Source organism: Enterobacter sp. Bisph1 (assembly GCF_000814905.1).
Taxonomy (GTDB): Bacteria; Pseudomonadota; Gammaproteobacteria; order Enterobacterales; family Enterobacteriaceae; genus Kosakonia.
The window spans coordinates 43,567-68,053 of record NZ_JXAG01000035.1; the positions used below are offsets into that span (position 1 = coordinate 43,567).

Sequence of the window (24,487 nt, forward strand, 5' to 3'; positions counted from 1 at the left end):
CTGCGTTTGTGAAAATAAAGCACATTGCGGCAATTCAACAGGCAATAAAAAATATTTTTTAAATTCCAGTCACGGTTACTGAGGATTCCTCTATGGCACAGGTATTACCCGCTATTAAAAACCTGCCGGTTGCCGCCAAGTTATTTGGCGGTTTTGCAGTATTGATAGTTATTATCGTCTTATCTTCGCTGATCAGTATTCAGCAGTCGTCAACCATTCGCGATCACGCCTTAAAAGGCAAATTGATCGGTGATATCAGTTACGATCTCAATACCGCACGGCGCAACCGGTTGACCTACCAGCTTAATCATGATGAAAAGGCGCTGCAGGCGAACCGCGATGCGATTGCCCAAATGGATCTAAAAGCAACGGAAGGGATGAATTTTAGCTGGGATAGCGATGCGCAGGTGATGTTTGATGAATTGCGCACGACGATTCCGCTGTATGCCAGCTCGCGCGATAACTTTATTAAGCTGGAAACCTTCACCGTGGAGAATTTTAATCGCTTAACCGACCCACAGCTAAAAGCGCTGCTGGATCAGTTCACTGACCGTTTAGCCCATCAGGATAGTATTACAAAAGATGAGCTCGTTTTACTGAATCGTTTGAATAATCTCTGGATAACGGTGTATGAGATCCAATCAACGAACGGCAAACAGGGTATAGAGATTTTTGCCCGTGAGCGACGCGACGCACTACAGATCCTGCAGGCCGGTAACCTCACTATTACCCCTGAAGATAAAGCGATGGCGCTCGGTTTTCTTAACGGTATCCAGGCGAACATTGACGCTTACACTACAGGGCTACAAGCGTCGCAAAAAGCCTCTATGGATCTGACCGTGGTGGCGGAAAAAATTAATACCCTGACCAATAACCTGGTGAACAGCCAGACGCAAAAAAATATCGATATTATCCAGCGGGTAATGCTGATAATGGCGCTGGTTGCCGCCTGCGCCGTGCTGACAGGGTTACTCGTCGCCTGGCTGCTGACCCGCCAGATGACCCGGCAGATCAAACACAACCTGACCCTGGCGGAACGCATTGCCGGGGGAGATCTGACCGCCGTCATCGAACCGCAGTCGACCGATGAGCTGGGACGTTTGACCATGGCGATGGGAATGATGAACGATAAGCTGCGTGAGATGATCGCGCAAATTAAAGAGTCGGTTATCCATGTCGCCAGTGCCTCTTCTGATATTTCCGCCGGCAATACCGACCTGGCCTCGCGAACCGAAGAGCAGTCGGCGGCGGTGGTCGAAACGGCGGCCAGTATGGAAGAGCTCACCTCTACCGTGAAGCGTAATGCCGAAAACGCCCGCGAAGCGAGCCAGCTTGCCGGCGTGGCCGCTGAACATGCGCGTACCGGCGGTAAGATAGTCGGGGAGGTGGTCAGCACGATGCAAAATATTACCGACAGTTCGAACAAAATCACCGAAATCATCAGCGTGATTAACGGGATCTCCTTCCAGACCAATATTCTGGCGCTCAACGCCGCCGTTGAGGCGGCGCGGGCCGGTGAACAAGGCCGCGGCTTTGCCGTGGTGGCGAGCGAGGTGAGAAGCCTGGCCCAGCGCAGCGCGCAGGCGGCAAAAGAGATCGAAGGCTTAATTAACGAGTCCGTACAGCGCGTGCTGACGGGTGCAGAAATGGCCAACAAAGCGGGCAGCACCATGGAGCAGATTGTCTCGTCCGTGACCAACGTCAGCGGCATCATGAATGAGATCTCCGATGCGTCGGACGAGCAGAGCCGGGGCATCGATCAGATAGGCAAAGCGGTGACGGAACTGGATTCGACGACCCAGCAGAACGCGGCGCTGGTGCAGGAGTCGTCTGCGGCCTCCTCGTCGCTGGAACAGCAGGCCGAACAGCTGTCGCAGCTGGTTTCAATATTCAAACTGAGCAACGACCGGGCCTCGCCGGTGAAAAAACCGGTAATGAAAAGCATGGGTAAACTCAGACCTGCCGCCGCCGCGACCACCGGGGCCGACTGGGAATCGTTCTGACAGGTTAAACGTGCCCTGTCGCGGCTGGCAGGGCACAACGTTTTATCCGTCAGGGCTTCCCCTTCTCGTTGACTGCCGCGCAGCAGTAAGGGCCGTTACGCCGTATTAATATGCTCTTTGCAGTATCGCTGTTTCCAGACGGCAGGCGTCAAGCCGGTATGCCTGCGAAAGATCTGGCGAAAATAACTCACGTTATTGAATCCGCAGGCGACGGCGACCTCTTTGAGGGAGACGGCGTGACTTACCAGCATTTTCTCCGCGGCGCGCACGCGCTGGCGCTGGATGGCTTCCGTCAGGGTTAAATGGAATACCCGCCGATAGACCCGGCCCAGATAGTCCGCATTGCAGTGCAGCTCCTGCGCCAACTGTGAGGTGGTGATGGCCAGATGAAAGCGGGTGCGAATCAGCTGCTGCGCTTTCCACGCCAGCGCAATTCCCGCCTCGTTACCCTGTTTCTCCTGACGTGCGGCCTGGGTCATTTGTTGCAGAATCAATAGCACAATTAATTCAAGCGCCGCGCTGCGCTCTATTTTTTCTTGCTCGGTGAGAAACTGGCGAAACAGCGAGGTGAGATATTGCGGATCGACAGTACGACAATGCTGTATTAACGCCAGCGGCTTTGCATCCTGCCGGGCATTAGCGCCCTCGGTGATGTCGAAATGCAGCCAGTAAAAGCGCAAATCCGGCGGGAAATCCTCGCTGCCAACATGATAACGCTGCGGCCAAAGCAGCAGCGTTTCGCCGGCATTGACCGTAAATTCCTTCTCCTCTTCCCGCAGCGTTAAAGTCCCTTTTTCAACAAAGATGATTTCCCATGAGTCGAGTTTCCGCCCCGGATGCCGCCCCTTGCCGCGGGAAATAAACAGTCCGCCATTTTGCACTCTGATCGGAAACGTTATGGATAATTCAAGCATCGACATGTGTTATTCGCTTATTTAATCCCGCTATTTATGCTCTTCTTATTGATTATTAATGATTTTAACTCATCTTTCCCGATCGGAATCACACTTTGATTATCAGGTCGGAATCGTTATCTTTTTATACTTTTCTCTACCCTTGTCGCCATCGGGATTGCGCGCAGAATTAATCACGTACCTTCATGACGCTATAAAAAACAATGACGGAGAGTTACCCGATGACTGCAACTCCGATTACACAAGATATTGCACAACCAGCAACAGATGCTCGCCTGTCGATTCGCGAAAAGATCGGTTATGGGCTGGGCGACGCGGGCGGTACGGTAATCACCTGCCTTATCATGAACTTTTTAACCTTTTTCTACACCGACGTTTTCGGCCTCACGCCCGCGCTGGTCGGTACGCTTTTTATCGCGCTGCGGGTATTTGATGCGATTTCCGATCCGATAATGGGCGTGATTGCCGACCGCACGCAAAGCCGCTGGGGGCGCTTCCGGCCGTGGCAGTTATGGATTGCCCTACCGATCGGCATTATCGGCGTGCTTACCTTTACGGTTCCCGATGCGGGAATGGGGGTGAAAATTGCCTGGGCGTTTGGCACCTACCTGCTGCTCTCTATCGGTTATACGGCGATCAATGTGCCCTATTGCGCGCTGATTAACACTATGACCACGCGCCATACGGAGGTGCTCTCCTGTCAGTCGTGGCGCTTTGTGCTGTGCGGTATCGCCGGATTTCTGGTTTCCGTCGGCCTGCCGTGGCTGGTGGTGGTGCTTGGAAAAGGGAATACCGCGCAGGGCTACCAAATGGGCGTCGGCGTGTTGTGTACCCTCGCCGTGGCGATGTTTTTATGCTGTTTTTTCTGGGTACGTGAGCGGGTACCGCTGGCGCTGCTGGGCAAATTCACCCTGCGCGAACATTTTCAGGGGCTACGTAAAAACGATCAGCTGTTACTGATGCTGGTGATGTCGTTCCTGCTGATTAATGTCTTTAACATTCGCGGCGGCGGTTATATGTACTTTATTACCTACGTGCTGCAAGGCAGCACCGCGTACACCTCGCTGTTTTTCACTATGGTGACCTTTGCGGCTATTCTCGGTGCGGTGATCGTTAACCCGTTGTCGCGCCGCCTCGATACCGTAAAACTCTACTTATATACCAACCTGGTGCTGGCAGTGCTGGCTGCAGGCATGTGGTTTTTACCCGCCGGGCTCCAGCATCAAATGTTGTGGCTGGCGGTGATACTCGGTAACGGTGTGATCCTCGGCTTTACCTTACCGCTGCACTTCTCATTAATGGCCTTCGCCGATGACTACGGCGAGTGGAAAAACGGCGTGCGTTCGTCAGGCATGAATTTCGCCTTCAACCTGTTTTTTATCAAGCTGGCATGGGCTTCCAGCGCCGGCATTATCAGCCTGCTGTTTATTTTCGTTGCCTATCAGCCCGGCATCGAGAATCAGACGCCCGCGTCGTTACAGGGGATCGGTGCTATGGAAACTCTGCTGCCTGCCCTTTTTCATCTGCTGCTGGCCGTCTCTTTGCGCTGGTGCAGACTTAATAATCCTATGATGGCGCGCATCGCTACCGACCTGCGTCAGCGTCACGTTCAGTCCTGAGGAGAAAAGAATGACCGTTATGGAAACCGACCTGCATCAGCTTAAAATCAGCGATCCCTTTCTCGGCCAGTATCAGCGCCTGGTGCGTGATGTGGTGATCCCCTATCAGTGGGATGCCCTTAATGACCGCATTAGCGAAGCCGAGCCGAGCCATGCCATCGCTAACTTCCGTATCGCCGCCGGCCTTGAGCACGGTGAATTTTACGGCATGGTTTTTCAGGATAGCGATGTTGCCAAATGGCTGGAGGCGGTGGCCTGGTCCCTGTGCCAACAGCCCGATGCGGCGCTGGAAAAGACCGCAGATGAAGTTATTGAAATCATTGCCAAAGCCCAGTGCAGCGATGGCTATTTAAATACCTATTTCACCCTCAAAGCCCCCGCTGAACGCTGGACTAATCTGGCGGAGTGCCATGAGCTTTACTGCGCCGGGCATATGATTGAGGCGGGCGTGGCCTGGTTCCAGGGGACCGGTAAACGTCGTCTGCTGGAGGTGGTGCGCAAGCTGGCGGACCATATCGATAGCGTATTCGGGCCGGGTGCGGAGCAGCTCAAGGGTTATCCGGGCCACCCGGAGATTGAACTGGCGCTGATGCGACTGTTTGATGTCACCCAGGAGCCGCGCTATCTGGCGCTGGCGAACTACTTTGTGGAGGAGCGGGGCAAGCAGCCGCATTTCTACGATATCGAATATGAGAAGCGCGGCAGAACCTCTTACTGGAACACTTACGGTCCGGCATGGATGGTGAAAGACAAAGCCTACAGTCAGGCCCATGTGCCGCTGGCAGAGCAGCCCGCTGCCGTCGGCCATGCAGTGCGTTTTGTCTACCTGATGACCGGCGTTGCCCATCTTGCGCGCCTGAGCAATGACGAAGGTAAACGCCAGGATTGCCTGCGGCTGTGGCAAAACATGGCCCAGCGCCAGCTCTATATTACCGGCGGCATTGGTTCACAAAGCAGCGGCGAAGCCTTCAGTAGCGACTACGATCTGCCAAATGATACGGTATATGCCGAGAGCTGCGCCTCGATTGGCCTGATGATGTTCGCCCGGCGCATGCTGGAAATGGAAGCGGATAGCCAGTATGCCGACGTGATGGAGCGCGCGTTATATAACACCGTGTTGGGCGGCATGGCGCTGGATGGTAAACACTTCTTCTACGTGAATCCGCTGGAAGTGCAGCCGAAAGCACTTAAGTTTAATCATATCTACGATCATGTTAAGCCGGTGCGCCAGCGCTGGTTCGGCTGCGCCTGCTGCCCGCCCAATATCGCCCGCGTACTGACGTCTCTCGGCCATTATATCTACACCGCTCAGCCCGAGACGCTGTTTATCAATCTCTATGTCGGCAATAGCGTCTCCATTCCGGTTGGAGATAACACGCTACAGCTGCGGATCAGCGGCAATTACCCGTGGCAGGAACAGGTCATTATCGATATCACCTCCCCGGTTTCCGTATCGCATACCCTGGCGCTGCGCCTGCCGGACTGGTGCGATAGCCCGCAGCTGACGCTGAATGGCGAAGCGGTCAACGCAGAAGTGCGTAAAGGTTATCTCTATCTGTCCCGTCACTGGCAGGAGGGCGATTCGCTGGTGTTAACGCTGCCGATGCCGGTACGCCGCGTCTATGGCAACCCGCAGGTGCGCCAGCAGGCCGGGAAGGTCGCCATCCAGCGCGGGCCGTTGGTTTACTGCCTGGAAGAGGCGGATAACGGCAACGGGTTGCATAACCTGCTACTGCCCGTTGAAAGCGCGTTTAAGACCTTTGAAGGCAGCGGCATTTTCGCCCATAAGGTGTTGCTGCAGGCACAAGGGGTAAGGCGCAGCGCCAGCGCCGACGGTCAATCCCTGTGGCAGTACGATCGGTCGCCTGTTACGCATGAGGCGCAAACCCTGACCTTTATCCCGTGGTTTAGCTGGGCCAACCGCGGCGAGGGCGAAATGCGCATCTGGGTGGACGAAGCTTAACGCCCCGGTACTACGCCGCGCATCCCGCGCGGCGTTTAAACGCATAACATAACGGGCGCGATAAGCGCCGTTTGCTTAAGGACGATGCGGGTCGGCGGCCAGCCAGGGTTCGACCAGTGTGACGGTGGAGTTGTCAAAATCGATGGCGAGCGTTGCGCCAAGGGGCAGCGTCAGCATGGGATGGGTATGGCAGCAGTCGAAACCGTCGACAATAGGAAGGTCTGTATCGTCTAACACTTCTCGCAATACCTCATAGGGCGTGCGCCCGCTCCCGGCATCGTTGAACAACTCGTGCTTACCCAACAGAATCGCCGAGACCTTGTCGAAAATACCGTTCAATTTCAGCATCACCAACGAACGTTCCACCGTGGCAATATCTTTTAAACTGTCTTCGATAAACAAAATATCGCCCGGACGTATTTCCGGCATCCAAACGCTGCCCCAAATGCCCGATAAGGTATTCAAGTTACCGCCTATTACCCGGCCCTGAATGATGCCTTTGCCGATAAACCGACATTGATTGTCGTACAGGACTTTCGGGCGCACGGGCTCTGTATCATCCCAGTTGAGCCGCTCATCGGTCCATTTTTCCGGCAGCGTATAGGCGTAATGCCCCGACTGGCGTTTGGTGACGATATCGCTAAAGCTGGTCCAGGTGATATCCACCAGCGGAGGAAATTCACCTAAAGAGGCCACCAGCGCAGGCCCATAAAAGGTAATTAACCCCGTTTTTGCGTAAATCCCCGCCAGCAAGGCGGTGGTATCGGAGTAGCCAACGATGATTTTGGGATCAGCGATTAACGCGTCATAGTCGATATAGGGCAGTAGCGCATTGCTGTTGCTGCCGCCGATGGTTGACATCACACAGCGCACCTGCGGATCGCGGATCAGCGCATTGAACTCTTGCGCCCTCTCCTTAATCGAACCCGAACGGTAGAAATCCGTTTTGCCGGTCAGTTGACCCGCTTTAAGCCTGAATCCCTTCTGTTCAAGAAAGCGTTTCCCGCGCTGAAAGCGGTTTGCCGCGGTGACGGTTGCCGGGGCGGAGGCAGAGAAAAAACCTATGGTGTCGCCCGCTGCCAGCGGTGTCGCTAACAGCGGAGGGTTAACGTTAGCCATCGTACTCCTCAATATTGCCGGCTAAACAGCGCGGTCACGGCGCCGTTCTGCACACGTTTATCGTTCAACCTTCACCGCGCGGGTGAGAAAAACAGTGTAGTCATCGCTGGTCTAAAAAGTGGCGCGGTAAGAACTTAACATTTAAACACTGCCCGCAAAAACTACCGATACTGGTCGCAGCCACCGGGTCAAGGCGCTACCTGCACACCAATGCAGGAAGCGCCGTTGTTGAGCGCTATCGCCGTACAATGGATTACTTTACTGCGTGAATAACCTGGCGTTATTGTGCGGGTGCTAATTCAACAACTCGCGCATTTTTGCCAGGCTGTCTTTCATTTACAGAATCAGGAGAATGCTATGCCCCACTCGCCCACCATTGCACTTCTGGGTCCCGGTGCTATCGGCACCACCATTGCGGCTGTGCTGCATGAGGCTGGCCGTACGCCGCTGCTGTGTGGGCGTACGGCCCATCCACAGCTGACGCTACGCTATGATGACGGTGAAATTGTGGTACCGGGACCGGTGTTAAACGATCCTCATACCCTTACCCAACCGTGCGATCTGCTGTTTGTGGCGGTGAAAACCACCCAGGTGGATGAGTGCGCCGCCTGGCTTTCGGCATTGTGTAATACCAACACTGTCGTGTGTGCGCTGCAAAACGGCGTCGAGCAGAAAGATCAGCTTGCGCGCTGGGTCAATGGCGCAACGGTGCTGCCGTCCGTGGTGTGGTTTCCTGCGCAGCGTGAACCGGACGCATCGGTCTGGTTACGCGCCAGCCCGCGCCTGACGCTGCCGGATGTGCCGCAGGCACAACAGGTTGTCGCGGCCCTGAGCGGGACACGCTGCGCCGTTGAACTATCACAGGATTTCACCACTGTTGCATGGCGCAAGCTGCTGCAAAATGCGGTCGCCGGATTGATGGTGCTGGCCAATCGTCGCGCCGGGATCTTTTCCCGCCCGGATATCAGCGAACTGGCGCTGGCCTATCTGCGTGAATGCCTGACGGTCGCCCGCGCCGAAGGAGCGCAGCTGGCGGATAGCGTCGCGCAGGAGATTGTGGAGGTGTTTCACCGTGCGCCGGCAGATTTAGGCACCTCGATTCTCGCCGACCGCCAGGCGAACCGCCCGCTGGAATGGGATATCCGCAACGGCGTGATTCAGCGCTACGGGCGTCGGCACGGCATCGCCACGCCTGTCAGCGACGTGGTGGTTCCGCTGCTGGCGGCAGGCAGCGAAGGACCGGGTTGAGACAGGCAAGCACGCTTTCTGCACCTGCGGGAAATGCGTTACGGCATTGAGTAAAAGATCGCCCTGTCAGGCGGGGATGCCCTCCCCCTGACAGGCTGCTGGAAATAAGCTATTTATTGGCGAAACGCCTGCCGAGTTTTGCACAAAACGGGTCCGGGAGCAGAGCAGCACCGCGAACCACCTTTACTCTCTGATCATCAGATAATTTTAGCTGGCCGAAGCTGACGAGACGCAAAATATTATCCATCGTGGAATCGCAAAGGGCTAAATGATTGCGGTAAGAGTGAACTGAGCCGCGATATCCAAGACACCAGCCAAATTCAATATTGTATTTTATGCATTCATGAGCAAAGGTTTCAAGAAACAACCCCTCGCCAATACTGCACACTTTGAAAGAAATCAGACCCACCTTCCTGACACCCAGATAATTTAGATAAACAGCTAACAGGCCCGGAAAATAGAGTCCACAGGTATCATGCGTGCCATGAGCCACAATAATCAGCTTGGAGAATAGCGTAAGTTTTGATGTTAAAATACCGCCAACGGCCAGCTCAACATTTTTTAAAGCCGACCCTTTTTCAGGCGGATATTTGCTTACCAAATAACTGCTTGGGTAATTTCTCAGGCAATTGAATACGGTAGTTTCAACGGCAAAATCTATTTTACTGAGCACAAGTATGGCGACGTTATTCCATTTCATGTCAAAGCTCCCTTTTCACCGATATGAATAGCGACATTAAGTTTAGACGAACTCTCTTCGAGGCTCACTTTTATTCAGAAAAAGTTCGCTAAGACAAAATAAAAGCACTTTTTCGCTTCAGCGTTAAGGTTACCGTAGTGAAGATGCCCGACCACGCAGCCCGGCATCGCCACGCCTGTCGGCGACGTGGTGGTTTCGCTACTGCGGCAGGCAGCGAAGGACCGGGCTGAGACAGGCAAGCACGCTTTCTGCACCTGCGGGAAATACGCTGTGGCACTGAGTAAACAAAGTGCCCTTCAACTGGGGATATGACCCCATCAGGAAGGGCGCTTGAGAGAAGCTATGAGTTACCAAACATAACTATATGGCAAAGAAATCAGGTTACTTTTGAGGAAAACGCCTGCCCAAGCCTATCCTAAAGCAGTTGGGGATAATTGCTGCACCGCGAATCACCTTTATCCTTGAGGAGTCTGGTAATTTTAGCAAATCGCAACTTGAGTAACGCAAAAGTTTATCAAGCGGAAATTCATCTATAACCAAATGACCTCTGAACGGCGTCATACTTCCTTTATAACCTAAACACCATCCAATAAAAATAAACATCCTTCGACATTCTGCCTCAAACTCTTCAAGAAAATTACCCACCCCAATATGGCATGACTTAAAGGAAATAAGCCCTACATTTTTAACCCCTAAATACTTCAGATAAATAGCCAACCGAGAAGCTGAGTATGAACCACATCGATAGGGTTTTCCATGCGCCACAATAATGAGCTTTGAATATATATCCAAACTCTCAGAAAGGCACTTTTTATTCGCAACTTCGTAATTATCTAATGACGATTCATCTCCCGGAGCGTGTTTGCAAACGACATAACTGTCAGGATATTTCATTCGACTGTTTAATACCGTCGTCTCAATTACCCTATCTATTATATCAATAATAAGTATGACTACTCTGTTCCATTTCATGTCAAATCTCCTTTTGAACAAAAGAAATAGCGACTTTAAGTCTAGCCTCTCCTTTTCCCACCTTCATTTATTGCGCGAACAAAACATGATCGCTGATACAAATTATGTGGGCTTTATCGCTTCAGCGTTAAGGTTACCGTAGTGAAGATGCCCGACCACGCAGCCCGGCATCGCCAGGCAGACAATGCCCGCGTCACCAACGAAGCGATGGCACTGTCTAAATCGCCTCGACGCAGGGTGCGAAGAGTTGACATCGGTAGCGTTCATCTCTTTTTGAACAAAGGATCGAAGCCGTGTGGCGGGTTATCACTGCCATCTTAAGCGGTACTCAATGACTCAAAAACGTTTGCCCAGTTTCGTGTAAAAAGGGTTGGGGATTGCTGCTGAACCGCGAACCACTTTTACTCTCATCGCATCCGGTAGTTTCAGCCAGCCGCAGGTGGCGAAACGCAAAAACATATCAAAAGGTATTTCACCAATGACGAAATGCCCCATGAAAGGATGTACTGTTCCTTTATAGCCAATACACCAGCCAAGTTGGATATTTACTTTCACGCATTCAAAAGCGAAGTTCTCAAGAAAAATACTATTACCAATATCACATGATTTGAATGAGATTAAACCCACCGTTCTTACGCCTAAACATCGCAGATAGTAAGCCAGACGATCGGGATAATAGCGAGCGCAACTGTGTGGTGCCCCATGTCCAATAATAATTAATTTCGAAAACAGAGTTAGATGTGCTTCTAAAATATTTGCACTTGCTGCTTTGGCATGGTTTAAAGGAGACGTTTTTTTGGGTTCATATTTACTGACCAGGTAGCTATTCGGGTATCTCCTCAAACAACTTAAAACCGTAGACTCGATCGTTGAATCTATTTCATCAAGGATGAGTATGGCAACATTATCCCATTTCATATAAAACTTCCTTTTCTTGAGTCATAGCCACCTTAAGTTTACTCCCTGCGGGTGCCATGCTCAGTCAGTTGTTAGCAAAACATGACCGCTTATACAAAATTGTATGCTTCAGTCGCCACCGCATCCGTAAGCTGATCCTGCTAGAAGAACAACGCTTAGCTTTGCCTTTCCCCATAGAGAACATCAGCAACGCTCATTTCGTCATCACAAAATATTATGTGCCAGGCTTAAAGGGAATTTTTTGGCCTGCGAAAGCCATTTCTGACGACGCGAGGAATGCATGACACAGATATCGTCTTTTACTGACCACGACATTGGGCTACTCGATCGCTACTGGCGCGCGGCCAACTATCTCTCGGTCGGGCAAATCTACCTGATGGATAACCCTTTGCTGCGCGAGCCTCTCAGAGCGGAACATATCAAGCCGCGTCTGCTGGGGCATTGGGGCACCACGCCGGGGTTAAACTTCATTTATGCCCACCTAAACCGCGCTATTCGCCTGCGCGATCTCGACATGATTTATATCTGCGGCCCCGGTCATGGCGGACCAGGAATGGTGGCGAATACCTGGCTTGAGGGGAGCTATAGCGAAATTTATCCGCAGATAGCGCAGAATGCCGAGGGCATGAAAAAGCTGTTTCGCCAGTTCTCCTTCCCCGGCGGCATACCCAGCCATGCGGCACCGGAAACCCCGGGTTCGATTAATGAAGGCGGCGAGCTGGGCTATTCCCTTTCTCATGCCTTTGGCGCGGTATTTGACAACCCGTCGCTGATCGCCGCCTGCGTGATTGGCGATGGCGAAGCGGAAACCGGCCCGCTGGCCTCCAGCTGGCATGGCATAAAATTTCTTAATGCCGCCCGCGATGGCGCGGTGCTACCGATCCTGCACCTCAACGGATATAAAATTGCCAATCCAACGATTCTCGGGCGCGCAAGCGAAGAGAACCTGCAACAACTGTTTCGCGGTTATGGCTACGAGCCGCTGTTTGTCAGCGGCCATGAACCGGTCGATATGCACCGACAAATGGCGCAAACCCTGGAGCAGGCCCTGAACGCCATCGGTGTTTATCAGCAACATGCACGTAGCGGTAATGCACAAACTTCCTTGCCGCGCTGGCCGATGATCATTTTACGCAGCCCGAAGGGCTGGACAGGCCCACAAACCGTAGACGGTAAAAAAGTGGAAGATTTCTGGCGCGCCCACCAGGTGCCGGTCTTCTCTTGTCGCGAAAACGAGGAACACCGGCAACTGCTGGAACGGTGGATGCGCAGCTATCAGCCGGAAGATCTGTTTGATGAATCCGGGCAACTGAAAGCGGAGCTCCAGGCACTGGCACCAAAGGGCGACAAACGGATGGGCGCATCGCCGTGGGCAAACGGCGGTCGATTGCGAAAAGAGCTGATAACCCCAGAGCTGCAACACTATGCCGTGGAAGTTCGCTTAGCGGGCGAAACGCAGGCCGAATCCACCGCCGCGCTGGGGAATTACCTGGCGGGGATTTTCCAGCGCAACCGCGATAATTTCCGTCTCTTTGGTCCCGACGAAACCGCATCGAACAGGTTGAGCAAAGTGTTTGAAGTGACCAGCCGCACATGGCAAGAGCCGCTTATGCCCTATGATGAGCAGTTGGCTCGCGATGGCCGGGTAATGGAGATTTTGAGTGAACATCAGTGTCAGGGCTGGCTTGAGGGGTATCTACTCACCGGCCGACACGGTCTGTTTAACTGTTATGAAGCGTTTATCCATATTGTCGACTCGATGTTTAATCAACATGCGAAGTGGCTCAAGGTGACGCGCAAGCTGCCTTGGCGCGCGCCAATCTCCTCACTCAACTATCTGCTCTCTTCTCATGTCTGGCGTCAGGATCACAATGGCTATAGCCATCAGGATCCCGGTTTTATCGATCATGTTGCCAATAAAAAAGCGGATATTGTGCGCATTTACCTGCCTCCGGATGCCAACACGCTACTGTGTGTCGCCGACCATTGCCTGAAAACCTGGGATCGCATTAACGTTATCGTGGCGGGCAAGCAGCCTGCGCCGCAGTGGCTCAATCTCGCTGATGCGGCACAACACTGCGCCGACGGTCTGGGCATCTGGTATTGGGCCGGTAGCGTGAAGCCCAACGAAACGCCGGATGTGGTGATGGCCTGCGCGGGCGATGTTCCGACGATGGAGACCCTCGCGGCGGTCGATTTGTTGCGTCATTACCTGCCCGATTTACGAATTCAGGTCGTCAACGTGGTGGATTTAATGGCACTACAAACGCATCACCAGCACCCACATGGCCTGAGCGATGAGGCATTCGACGCCCTCTTCACCGCCGATAAGCCGGTGATATTTGCCTTCCACGGCTACCCAAGTTTGATTCACCGGCTCACCTGGTCACGCCAAAATCAACGTAACTTTCATGTTCATGGCTTTATGGAGGAAGGTACCACCACCACGCCTTTCGACATGACGGTGCTTAACGAGCTGGATCGTTTTCACCTGGCGCAGTCGGCTATTTTGCACCTGCCCACTTTACAGGGTAAAGCAGATAACATTCTGGAAGATTTGCAGCAAAAAATTGCCGCTCACCATCAGTATGTCCGCGAATATGGCGAAGACTTGCCAGAGGTTCAGAACTGGAAATGGCCGTCGCAGCAGGCAGAAAGTGATGCGCCAGAGTAATCTGGCACATTGATGTATATTGCTGCGTTTTACAGACCATCAAGCCGCTCATATGAACGGCTTGATGGTTTATCCTCTTTTGCCAGTAATGAGATGTAGCAATAACTACTTTTGCTGTTGACTCATACCTGTGAACTGCTCTTTATGTCTGCCCCCTATGACTTCACCTCTCTCAAACCGATCATGATTGATATATATGTAAGTTACGCATGGCTGGTCGTTCGAGAATATAAACTCGAGCGTTGACGCGCATATTTTTTTGCTAATGCACAAAGATGCATTTCACACTCTTCTCTCGTTGGAATTGCCCGTTCGTTCGCGAATGACAATGGATAGTGGTATGTAAAGCACTCTTCTTGTGTATGCCAGGCATAAACATTATTCTCGCCAGTATAATAAAGCGTAACCATGGTTCCTTGTTTATATCTGTCAGTGTCTTCAAGTGTAAGTATTACTAACCTCTGCCAAAAACTCATTTTCTCATATAATACATCAGTCACCATCTCCTCAGGGAAGTTAAGAGAATCAGCATAAGCGGGCGGAATGAGTGACATTATAGAAATTTTTGATACTTTAGATGATAAGGACCTACGGGATGAAACGGAACCCAAATAGCTGGTACCAGAGAGGGATGTATTATCGCCAAGATAAGCCTTCAGAAAGGTATGAGCAGCTTCAACAGTAAATGTAGACGAGTGAGGAGGACGAGGAATAACCGTACCATGCGAAGCCGTCGCTTCTACCGAAGAGATGGGAGCAATCGACGCATAGGTCGCAACTGAAGCAATCGAAGCATATGAACCCACTGAACGAACTGAAGCTGCCGAACCAACTGAACGTACTGTATCTGCAGAGCCAACGGCAGCAATCGACGCATACGAACCCTCTGAACGAATTGAAGCAGCATCATCCTGTAATAGTTGCGCTATATTTTCCTTCAACTGCGGTATACTCAAAAGCCGAAAGTCTTTCACTTTCCGCTTCATACTAATTTCATAATTACCCATTTGTATACGAGACTTATTTTTAATAAATTCCATCGTAACGCTGTCTGCAACCACTTGCTTGAAGGTAATGATATCAATACGGGTAATGAGATCCCTTTGCACCATTGCTCTCATCGCCACTTCAGTTGCGTCATTAGCAAGTTTAATCACTCGCTGCTCTATGCGAAGAATTAAATCATGAATTTCAATTCGTTTAAGATCCCGATCAAAATAGATATTTTTTAACATTAACTCTTTGGCTTGCTCAAGTTGGTAAAGAAAAAAAAGTTTTGACAGCATTTTTTCCACGAAAAGATGACAGAGATCCAAATCCACATCATCCGTCATATTTCGGGGATACAACTGCTCGTACTGCAAAAGTGCATGGTAGTGAGCGTCTCTGTGACCAACCAGGGCTAAAAATCGCTTAGCAATGTCATAGGTAAGGTATGAGGTCGGTGTTTTGAAGGTCTTTATAACTTTATTAGCATAGCCAATATTGCTTACATCGCGAAGATCATCATAGATAATTTGCAGTAATTTATTGTAGGTCTTTTCAGATAATGCTCTGGTTTTTTCTTTCAGCCTGAGCGCATCGGAAATTCCATTTTCACTGGCATTTATTTTTTTCTTAAAAAGCATATCTCCTCCGGATAGAATGTTTGACAAGAAATTTTTGATAGCATTCCAAATAAAGAAAAATTACAGGTGTGACATAAATTAAAAAACAACGAAAGGAAAAGTTATTTTTAATTCAAAAACAGGTCAACAAAAAACACAGTTTTTAATCCTTTAGTTGGCAACGAGAAATTTCAAGTATGTAAGAACCTGGCGTTTTTACCATTTTGAACAAATGAATAAATATTTATTTTTATGATTTAAAAATATGAGGGACACAATAAACCGCTGATAGTGATGCTTCTTTCGGTATGCACGACTGACGTCCGCGATATCAGCCGTAAATGAGTTGAACCTTAAATCAACATTGCCGAAACGGGAAAATTTATCACAGTGAGTCCTGCAGAGAAGCCGTTTATCATAAACGGCTTGCAGATTCAGTGCAGGGTGCATAAAAGGCGATATTAGCTATAAAATTTACGTGGGCAATTGGTTGTTGCACAGAGGTCAGGGCAAAATTCACTCTTAGAGGCCGTCGAGCAACGGCAAATACTTCGTACAAAAGTGAGCTAAATCTCGCGCAGAGAATGGGGATCAGTCGAGGGTTTGCCACCCATCGTTTTGCACAAGTTCTCTAATATCATATAGCCTTTGTAATTCATTAACCTCTTTTATATATGTTTCTTCCGATGGAATTACCCGCGTCGCTGGATTGGAAAGCGGATAACCATTTACTAAGCACTCTTGATGCGTAAACCAGTCTAAGTCCCCTTCTTCGCCTGTATAATAGAGGGTGATAACATCCCCTTTTTGAAAGCCTACGTTGTCCCGGTTGCTAATGTGAATTAACCTATCCCAAAGTCCCAGTTCTATACCTAACCAGTCGGTGCTCAAAATTTCGGTAACATTCGCAGCAGCATTTGCAGCAGAAGAGGCATCAAGGAGAGCGCTAGCATAAGATGCAGCGACATCATTGGCAGACATAGGTGGAGGAGAGGGAGAAAGACCAAAAGTATTTCCAGAATATCCGGAATATAAAGACAATCCAGAATGCTCAGAATGCCCAGAATGCCGAGGCCCAAAACGGCAGGACTCCCCCGTCGAGAGCACAGAAATCCCGGAGAACCCAGAGAGCCCAGAGAGCCCAGAGAGCCGAGAATCCCCGGAATGAATAGAATACATAGAAAAAACGGAACGAACAGAATGAGAACTTACTGCGCCAAGAGAGCTTAAAGAACTAACAGATTCGCGAGAGCTACGGGAACGACCAGAACTACTCGAGCTGGAAGAACTACTCGAACCACTGGAGAGATAAGAATTTCCAGAACTCACAGAGCTAATTGAACTGCGTAAACTACTTGAACTGCCGCCTGACCAAAGGCTTACACCTGAAGCAGGTGAAACAGCATCGCCCAATAAAATATTTTCAATACGTTCTTTTAAGCGATCCGTACTCATTGGCCGAAATGTACCGACCTTCCGCTTCATATTGACTCCCAACCCTTTCATATTTATTTGGCTTTTATTATTTTTATAATGCGGGATAATGCAATTTTCAACAACCCGAGTAAAAGCATCAAGCTAGTCACTAAGAAATAACCCCATCCGATGCATTTTCATAATCGCCGCATAGATAGCATTATTTTTTTTGCTCGTGAGCCTTTGCTTCAGCGCGTGAAATAAAGCTAAGAATTTCATTGCGATTCTGGTCAGTTTGCACAATAGGGCTTTCGCGCAAGAAATCTTTCGCTTTTAAAAGTTCTTGCAAGAAAAGAATTTTTGAAAACATTTTCTCCACTAAGTATTTACAAGATTCAAATCCTGGCATCACACTCAGGTTTTCGTATAAAAGTCTTTCATGATTTAAATATTCTCTCTCTGCAGCAAGTAAAATACCAAAATTATTTTTCCGACCGGCTTTCTGTATAAATCTGCGTGCGATATCAGCGGTGAGTGAAGCTGCAGGATTATAATATTTTTTCCTTGCGCTGTGCGCAAAAACTATATTACTTACATTCCTAAGATCATCATGTAAAATTTGCAATAACTTATTGACTGTCGTGTCAGAGAGCACATCAACATTATGATCAATGAGCAGAGCATCATAAATCCCATTTTTCTTTGCATTTATTTTGTTTAGAGGCATATTTTTTCCAGGTAAGATAAGTTATTTTTCTCACAAGAAACCCTGGCATATTGAACAAGAAAAAAAGAATGATAAAATTTTATTTTATCTGATTTTAAAAGATAATGGTTTGGAAGTTATTTAGATTTATCATGATAATGTAATACAAAAGGCAGCATCTTCCGTCACGCTTCTGCGTCATAGCGGCTACCGTTATTTCTTTGCCGGGATATTAACCTGCCAACCAGGTTCAACCCTCTTTGCCCTTGTAAATTAATATTCAACAGCCACCCTGCGGGCATATCATAAGCAGCTGTTAATTATTCTTCATTTTACTCGAAGGGCATAAACCAATCCGTCATTTCCACCCGATGTGCGTCATATTGTTCGCGTAGTAAATCAACGCCTATACGGTACTGCTCTTCCGTCGGGATTTCTTTTTCGGTCGGCTCTGTTTGATTATAATTATTCTGCAAACACTCTTCTTTTGTATACCAGTCAAAATCATTATTAACACCTGTATAATAAAGTGTCACTTTGCCCCCAGGCTGATATTGATCGCTATATTTTACAGCGAGGTGCTTTAACTTTTCCCAACACGCCATCGCTTTAATTTGTTCATCAGTAGCATACGAGATTTCAACTGGCGCTGGTCTGTCTTCAGAATTAAGTGCAGAAAAGCTAGAAAGAGATTCACGGCGTGAATGAACATGTTCTGTTGCAAGGGAGGTAACAGAAATACGAAGTCCAGTTGGGCGAAATGGTTCGTGAGGCGGGCCCATCGCGAATAAAATCTCTTGAATATTAGTTTTTAATTGCCTTGTGCTAAGTGGTTCAATGTTATCCACTCTCCGTTTCATGCTGATGTCAATATGTCTCATGTTTAGTCGTGATTTATTATTTACAACGGCCACAGCAAAACTTCTCATTACAACATCACGAAAATTAGTACAGCTTATATCAACGTCAATCAGCCCCATCTGCTGCATTTTTAATTGCGTGGCACAAGTAATCCTAAGACTGTGCGTATTCAACTGATCCCAGGAGTGTGTAATAAATTCCAGCAGTTCTTTACGGTTTGGGTCTGTTTGTAAATAGCTACTTCCTCGCAGAGCAAGCATTGCCTTATACAATTGTTCCCAAAGAAATATTTTAGTATACATTTTTTCTATTAATAGCCTGCAGACCTCAAAACCTTCTATTCCACAGATTTCTTCTGGTGGTAATCTCGCGTTTGCCAGGCGATCATTATTGGAATAACTGCTGTTTCGCGCAACGTCATGGATAAACCTCACGGCAAGATCTCTGGTTAAGTGGGCCGCTGGATTATCAAATCTTCTCCTTGTAGAAGAAGTGAAAACTATATTTGCTGCATCTTTGAGATCATCATATAAAATTTGCAATAATTTGTTAACAGTTTTAGCGGATAAAAAACTTTTATCTTCTTTCAAACGCAGTGAATCATAAATATTATTGACTTGCGGATTAATTTTATTTGAAAACATCACAACACCTTATTGAATAACTACCTTTGCTGTTTGATTACGGGAATTTGATATTAAAATTTCACAGGGTATTTAAAATGATAAACCTCATTTTTATAATTCAAAGACATAAAAACTAACGTTAAAAAATACTTTGACCTTTCAAAAGTTCATGTTAAAGGTCTTTTTCTGCAGACTTGTCACTGACGCGCAGGGTTATTCCTATGATATTAAAGTTTAATACAGCTAACCAGAGCGCAGCACGGCAGAATCATCGCTGCATTACGATATGCGCGTGAATCGCTGCTTCGCGTTCTCGAACATATTTTTGACGTAACTGCTCCATCGCGATGCGATATTGTTCTTCGGTCGGAATTTGCTTCGTGATCGAATCAGTAGCATTAAGTTTTTTATCCAGGCACTCCTCTTTCGTATACCAGTCAACATCGTTATCTTGCTTTACAAAATAAAGAGTCACTTCCGTCCCGGACGGGTATTTTACGCTGTTTTCATTAGCCAGATCCTTTAATTTTTCCCACATCGCCATTTCTTTAATCTGCTCATGAGTTGTCGTGGAAACACCGAAATCAGCAGGCCTGGCAGAGGCAGCAGCACGCGCCGCTTCTTCAGCTCCAACAGCGGCAGCCGCTCTACGCGCATCAGCAGCAGTTGCTGCCGCGCGGGCTTCTGCAGCCGCATCAGCCGCAGCAGCATTAAACTCATTGGTAATTTGTTGACGGGTTGCGCCAGGGATAAGAAGAACATTCATTCCTGCAGGCAAATTCACAAAGTCTTCCAGACTAATAGTGTCATTAATAATAAGCAGAGGAACAGAAGACGATGGCGGCGGTGTGCCTGAGGAACGACGAGCTGATGAGGAAGCCTGAGCTACCGGAGCAGCCCGGGCCACCGGGGCTGCCGGAGCAGCAGGAGTAACCGGAGCAGAACGAGAACTCTGCGCAGCCGGAGCAACCCGCGCAGGCGGAGGAGCCGACGCTACCGGCACTCCCTCAATGCCCAAAAATTCATTAATTCTTTCTTGTAAATCTGTCGTGCTCAGAGGACGAAAGTCATAAACCTTCCGTTCCATACTAATTCCATTGTTTAACATATTTATTTGCGTCTTATTATTCAAAAAATCAATGGTATAGCTGTCCAGCACCGCATTATTGAACACATGGTCAAGTCCATTTCTAAATAATTCCATCCTTTGCATTTTTAACCTTGTTTCAGTAACAGCTTGTTTTACTTGTTGCACCACCTTTTGGGCGACGAGTTTAATATATTCCAGAATCTCTCTGCGCCTGGGATCTGTTGCGTTAAATTGGCTGCCATTCAGTAACTCCTTTGCTTTGAGTAGTTCATGTAAAAAAAGCAATTTAGTAAACATTTTTCCGATTAACACCCGGCAGACATCAAAACCGGGCACCTTGCAAATTTCGCCTGGAAGCAACCTCGGGCTATTCAGGGCTTCAATATCTAACGGTACATCAGGCAGAGGAATATAGGGTCGTACAGCCTGGTGAATGAATCGCACCGCAAGATCGCGGGTTAGATGTGCCGACGGGTTATCTAATCTTTCTCTTGTGTGATTTGTAAATACGATATTATGAGCATCGCGCAGGTCATCATATAATATTTGCAGCAATTTATTCATTGTTCTGTCAGATATAAGTGCTTTATCTTTCTTCAAGTGTAGCGCATCATGGATACCATTGACTTTCGGATCTATTCTATTTCTACGCATATATTGCCCTCATTATAAATACTCGCTAATAAACAACCTGAGCATGAAAAAATTCTTCCTTCGTTATCAGGAGGAAATCTAAATAATGATTTTTCGATTTACCGGCCAAATCATGACGCCAGAATCTTTTTAAAGCGTAAAACATGATGCATTATATTAGCTTTAAAAATATTAACGTATATTTCGAACGCAAAAAACTGATAAAATTTTATTTTTTATGATTTAAACGATTACATTTAACATTCTGTTAGTAATTTAGATGGGAGCTAAAAACATCCCTATTATCATATCTGATTAATTGGCGATCCAGGCTAAACTTAATGCATTAACTTCCTTCAAATATATATCTTCCGTAGGGATTTGTTGCGTCATCGGACGGATGAGGGGGAGTCGCTTTCTAAGGCACTCTTCCGCTGTATACCAATCACAAGTCTGATTTTTTCCTGTGTAATAAAGAGTAACGTTATCTCCAACTTTATATTTCTCAGCATCTTTTTTTGTAAGTTCAATTAATTTTTCCCACAGTCCAATTTTTTTGTAAAGCGCATCAGTAACCATTGTCGCAGGCGCACGAGAAAAAATAGAGTTCAAAGAAATGTCTGAGGCATTCGAAGCGGAGGAATTAACGGAGTGTACAGAGGCACAGGATAAGAAAGAATCACGCATAGCGGCGGGAGGAGTGGGAGGAGTAGCAACAGGAGTTGGCGTTATGGTCATAGAATACGAACAGGGAAGAACGGTATTAAGCAGGATCTCTTCAATTTTCTCTTTTAATAGTTCAGTTTTTAGACAAACTATCTTACTTACTCTTCGCTTTAACGCTATCTCCGGGCTGCGCATTTTTATGCGGGATCGGTTTCTAACAATTTCGATAGTAAAGGTATTTAATACGACCTGCGTAAAATACTCCAGGTTGATAGTTCTGAATAAACCCATTGCAAACATTTTTTGCATAACATCTTTAATCGCCTGTTGCCTTTGCGCCAGCACCAGTACCGTTATACGAGAAATAAACTGCTCGATATGTTGACGATGCTTATCCGTTTGTAACGATGGGCTTTCGTTCAATAACGCCTGGGCTTTCTTAAGTTCATCTAAAAAAAGTATTTTTGTAAGCATTTTTCCGACCAGCAAACGGCACAGTTCAAAACCCGTTTCCTGGCATAATTTCTCAGGAAGTAGCCTGTCGCTTCGCACATAATCACGATCCACAGGAAGTAATCTCCCATAACTATCTTTCTGGCCTATTTCTTGAATAAATCGCACCGCAAGGTCTGCGGTAAGGGAGGCCGCAGGAAGGGGAAATTTTTTTCTTGTTTGGTTAGCATAAATCAGATTGTTCGCATCTCTAAGGTCATCGTAGAGAATTTGCAGGATTTTATTAATCGTTTTGTTAGACAGTTCGGCTGTTTGTTCTTTCATTTTTAATGCAGCAAAGATTCCATCTCGCCGGGTATTAATAATTTTCATAAACGTTCCTTGCAGATGAGATTAATGAAATTTGCATATAATCATAGTAGCGCATATCGCTTATAGAATAGTGAATATCTTTCGCGGGAGAGTGCAATGTCAGAGCTGTGAAATTTTATTAAGCAAAGTGAAATTAGAGAATGTTACTGTTTTAGTTTTTTGTTAGAAATGGAAATAAGATTTAGTAAAAAAAGCACACGTTATCCACGACCAGGAGAAAAATACGCATTGATAAAACCGATTCAGAATATCAATGGGGTTGTACAGGATGAAACTCCATGTAGACGTCGCTACAGGACAGGCGGCGGTCACTGCTCGCGATCCATTGCACGGTAGGATTTAAATAAAAATTTATTCAACATTACGCTCTGGCCCAGACTTTGCCTCAGAAATTTTATCTCTGCGATGCTTACCCCAAAAGGACGAGCGGCAGGCTATAAGACTCGCTGTTGACTCCCTCACCGAAGCCGAAAATCGGTCGTTTCACGCTCTACGTCGTTCTCCCTCTATTTAAGAGGTCAGTACGCGCACAACGCACGAATTGCTGCGATATGCCTGGCACATAACAAGGTAGCGACTATACCTGTTAAGGGGAAAATTTAACGTTGGAGTTGTATGGAATACCTTGCCTGGACAGCAGCGGCAGGCTGTTTGTTATTATTTTTGTCGCTTTCCTACGGCTGGATAAGCCGTGTGCCGATTCCCATTTTTGGCCTCTATTTGCTGGTCGGCATTATCTGCGGTCCGTGGGTGCTGGGTTTGATTGATATTGATATCGTCCTGCACGCTTCCCTTACCAGCCGGATAACGGAAATGGCGATGGCGGCATCGCTGTTTATTACCGGACTGAAAATCCGTTTGCCCCTCACGTCATCTTACTGGCGAATGGGGATAATTCTGGCGTTACCCGCGATGCTGCTGACCATTGCGGGCATTATGGTCGCTGCCCATTTCCTTATCGATCTTTCCTGGCCGCTGTCGCTGGCCCTTGCCGCGATCCTCGCCCCCACCGATCCGGTACTGGCAAGCCTTGTAGCCATCAACGATGCCCGCGATGACGATCGTCTGCGAATAGCGCTCTCCAGCGAGGCGGGCTTTAACGATGGCACCGCGCTGCCCTTTCTGATGCTGGCGCTACTGTGGCAAAAAGCCGGAGGTGCAATCAGCACCGATGAATGGTTTAAGTGGTTCACCGTCGATCTGCTGTGGGCGCTGGTTGGCGGGTTGGCGATCGGCTTTATACTTGGCCGTTTGATAGGCCTGCTTGCCACACGCTTTCGCCACAAACAGGGCGAAGTCGCACCGAGCGATTTCATCGCCCTTGCGCTTATCTGCCTGAGTTTTTCACTGGCGATGTTTGTCAGCGCTTCCGGTTTTCTGGCGGCGTTTGCTGCCGGCGTCGGTCTGCGCAGTGCGGAGATGAGTGTGCAAAAACGGCATACCAGCGAAGAGGATCACGATCTGCCTGCGGAGATGCAGGTCAATCCCCATACCCGCCACGGGCTGGAAGAGCATAACCCCATTAAATCCGTCGGCCTGGTGGTGGGCGATGCGCTCTCCTTTGGCGATACCGTCGAACGTCTGCTGGCCGCCGGGCTGGTCATTGTACTCGGCGTGACGTTATCACGGCACTTTAATACCGATGCCCTTATGCTGGCGGCGGTGATTTTTGTGGTGATTCGCCCCGGCGCCGTCTGGCTGTTGACCTGGCGTTCGCGGGAATCTGTGTTACACCGTCTGAGTCTTGGCTGGCTGGGGATTCGCGGCATTGGTAGCCTTAATTATATCGCCTATGCCTGGACGCACGGCCTGCACGGCGCTGAAGCGGTAACCAGTATCGCCATCACCATTGTTACCCTCAGCGTGCTGGTGCACGGTATTTCGGTCACACCGTTACTTACCCTGCGGCAAAAGCAACATCAATAAC

At 48.6% G+C, this 24,487-nt stretch carries 17 protein-coding genes; 6 read left to right on the forward strand and 11 right to left on the reverse strand.

Annotated elements, in window-relative coordinates:
* Positions 1 to 92 precede the first annotated feature (92 nt).
* Positions 93 to 2,003: a methyl-accepting chemotaxis protein gene (locus tag RW65_RS09510; RefSeq protein WP_039056488.1), complete on the forward strand. Its 1,911-nt coding sequence runs from the start codon at positions 93 to 95 to the stop codon at positions 2,001 to 2,003.
* A gap of 95 nt (positions 2,004 to 2,098) precedes the next feature.
* Here RW65_RS09510 and RW65_RS09515 read toward each other — a convergent pair whose 3' ends face one another.
* Complete coding sequence (locus tag RW65_RS09515) at positions 2,099 to 2,917, reverse strand: AraC family transcriptional regulator (protein ID WP_039056706.1); 819 nt, start codon at positions 2,915 to 2,917, stop codon at positions 2,099 to 2,101.
* Between the two features lie 221 nt (positions 2,918 to 3,138).
* Here RW65_RS09515 and RW65_RS09520 point away from each other — a divergent pair, with 221 nt between their 5' ends.
* Both RW65_RS09520 and RW65_RS09525 read left to right on the forward strand, forming a co-directional pair.
* Entirely contained in the window at positions 3,139 to 4,536 is a 1,398-nt protein-coding gene (locus tag RW65_RS09520; RefSeq protein WP_039056489.1) for an MFS transporter, read from the forward strand.
* Between the two features lie 10 nt (positions 4,537 to 4,546).
* Positions 4,547 to 6,499 (forward strand): glycoside hydrolase family 127 protein, encoded by a 1,953-nt coding sequence (locus RW65_RS09525; RefSeq protein WP_039056490.1) that lies wholly within the window; start codon positions 4,547 to 4,549, stop codon positions 6,497 to 6,499.
* 75 nt (positions 6,500 to 6,574) lie between these two features.
* Here the strand turns inward: RW65_RS09525 and RW65_RS09530 are convergent, their stop codons facing one another.
* Positions 6,575 to 7,618 carry a S66 family peptidase gene (locus RW65_RS09530; protein WP_197058877.1) on the reverse strand — a complete coding sequence of 348 codons (1,044 nt, stop codon included), beginning with the start codon at positions 7,616 to 7,618 and terminating at the stop codon, positions 6,575 to 6,577.
* Positions 7,619 to 7,975: 357 nt separating this feature from the next.
* Between RW65_RS09530 and RW65_RS09535 the strand changes: the two genes are divergently transcribed.
* The gene (locus tag RW65_RS09535; protein ID WP_039056492.1) at positions 7,976 to 8,866 is read left to right on the forward strand and encodes an oxidoreductase; all 891 of its coding nucleotides are present in this window, start codon (positions 7,976 to 7,978) and stop codon (positions 8,864 to 8,866) included.
* Between the two features lie 109 nt (positions 8,867 to 8,975).
* On the opposite strand, the gene RW65_RS09540 is transcribed toward RW65_RS09535, so the two are convergent.
* The 3 genes from RW65_RS09540 to RW65_RS22635 form a co-directional block, all read right to left on the reverse strand.
* Positions 8,976 to 9,566 carry a hypothetical protein gene (locus RW65_RS09540; RefSeq protein WP_039056493.1) on the reverse strand — a complete coding sequence of 197 codons (591 nt, stop codon included), beginning with the start codon at positions 9,564 to 9,566 and terminating at the stop codon, positions 8,976 to 8,978.
* A 381-nt stretch (positions 9,567 to 9,947) separates the two neighbouring features.
* Entirely contained in the window at positions 9,948 to 10,538 is a 591-nt protein-coding gene (locus RW65_RS09545; protein WP_039056494.1) for a hypothetical protein, read from the reverse strand.
* A 336-nt stretch (positions 10,539 to 10,874) separates the two neighbouring features.
* Positions 10,875 to 11,456, reverse strand: a complete 582-nt coding sequence (locus RW65_RS22635) for a hypothetical protein (protein ID WP_156123988.1) — start codon at positions 11,454 to 11,456, stop codon at positions 10,875 to 10,877.
* 280 nt (positions 11,457 to 11,736) lie between these two features.
* On the opposite strand from RW65_RS22635, the gene RW65_RS09555 reads away from it, so the two are divergent.
* Positions 11,737 to 14,130 (forward strand): phosphoketolase family protein, encoded by a 2,394-nt coding sequence (locus RW65_RS09555; RefSeq protein ID WP_039056497.1) that lies wholly within the window; start codon positions 11,737 to 11,739, stop codon positions 14,128 to 14,130.
* Between the two features lie 203 nt (positions 14,131 to 14,333).
* Here RW65_RS09555 and RW65_RS22860 read toward each other — a convergent pair whose 3' ends face one another.
* From RW65_RS22860 to RW65_RS09590, 6 genes are all read right to left on the reverse strand, one after another.
* Positions 14,334 to 15,758 (reverse strand): hypothetical protein, encoded by a 1,425-nt coding sequence (locus tag RW65_RS22860; RefSeq protein ID WP_039056498.1) that lies wholly within the window; start codon positions 15,756 to 15,758, stop codon positions 14,334 to 14,336.
* A gap of 570 nt (positions 15,759 to 16,328) precedes the next feature.
* Positions 16,329 to 17,222 carry a hypothetical protein gene (locus tag RW65_RS22865; protein ID WP_197058878.1) on the reverse strand — a complete coding sequence of 298 codons (894 nt, stop codon included), beginning with the start codon at positions 17,220 to 17,222 and terminating at the stop codon, positions 16,329 to 16,331.
* 151 nt (positions 17,223 to 17,373) lie between these two features.
* A complete protein-coding gene (locus RW65_RS09575; RefSeq protein ID WP_039056501.1) occupies positions 17,374 to 17,880 on the reverse strand; it encodes a hypothetical protein in 507 nt (168 codons plus the stop codon).
* Between the two features lie 311 nt (positions 17,881 to 18,191).
* Entirely contained in the window at positions 18,192 to 19,364 is a 1,173-nt protein-coding gene (locus RW65_RS09580; protein WP_039056502.1) for a hypothetical protein, read from the reverse strand.
* A gap of 250 nt (positions 19,365 to 19,614) precedes the next feature.
* Positions 19,615 to 21,090 (reverse strand): hypothetical protein, encoded by a 1,476-nt coding sequence (locus RW65_RS09585; protein WP_039056503.1) that lies wholly within the window; start codon positions 21,088 to 21,090, stop codon positions 19,615 to 19,617.
* Positions 21,091 to 21,384: 294 nt separating this feature from the next.
* Positions 21,385 to 22,560, reverse strand: a complete 1,176-nt coding sequence (locus tag RW65_RS09590; protein ID WP_039056504.1) for a hypothetical protein — start codon at positions 22,558 to 22,560, stop codon at positions 21,385 to 21,387.
* A 615-nt stretch (positions 22,561 to 23,175) separates the two neighbouring features.
* Between RW65_RS09590 and RW65_RS09595 the strand changes: the two genes are divergently transcribed.
* The gene (locus tag RW65_RS09595; RefSeq protein ID WP_039056505.1) at positions 23,176 to 24,486 is read left to right on the forward strand and encodes a cation:proton antiporter; all 1,311 of its coding nucleotides are present in this window, start codon (positions 23,176 to 23,178) and stop codon (positions 24,484 to 24,486) included.
* Position 24,487 lies beyond the last annotated feature (1 nt).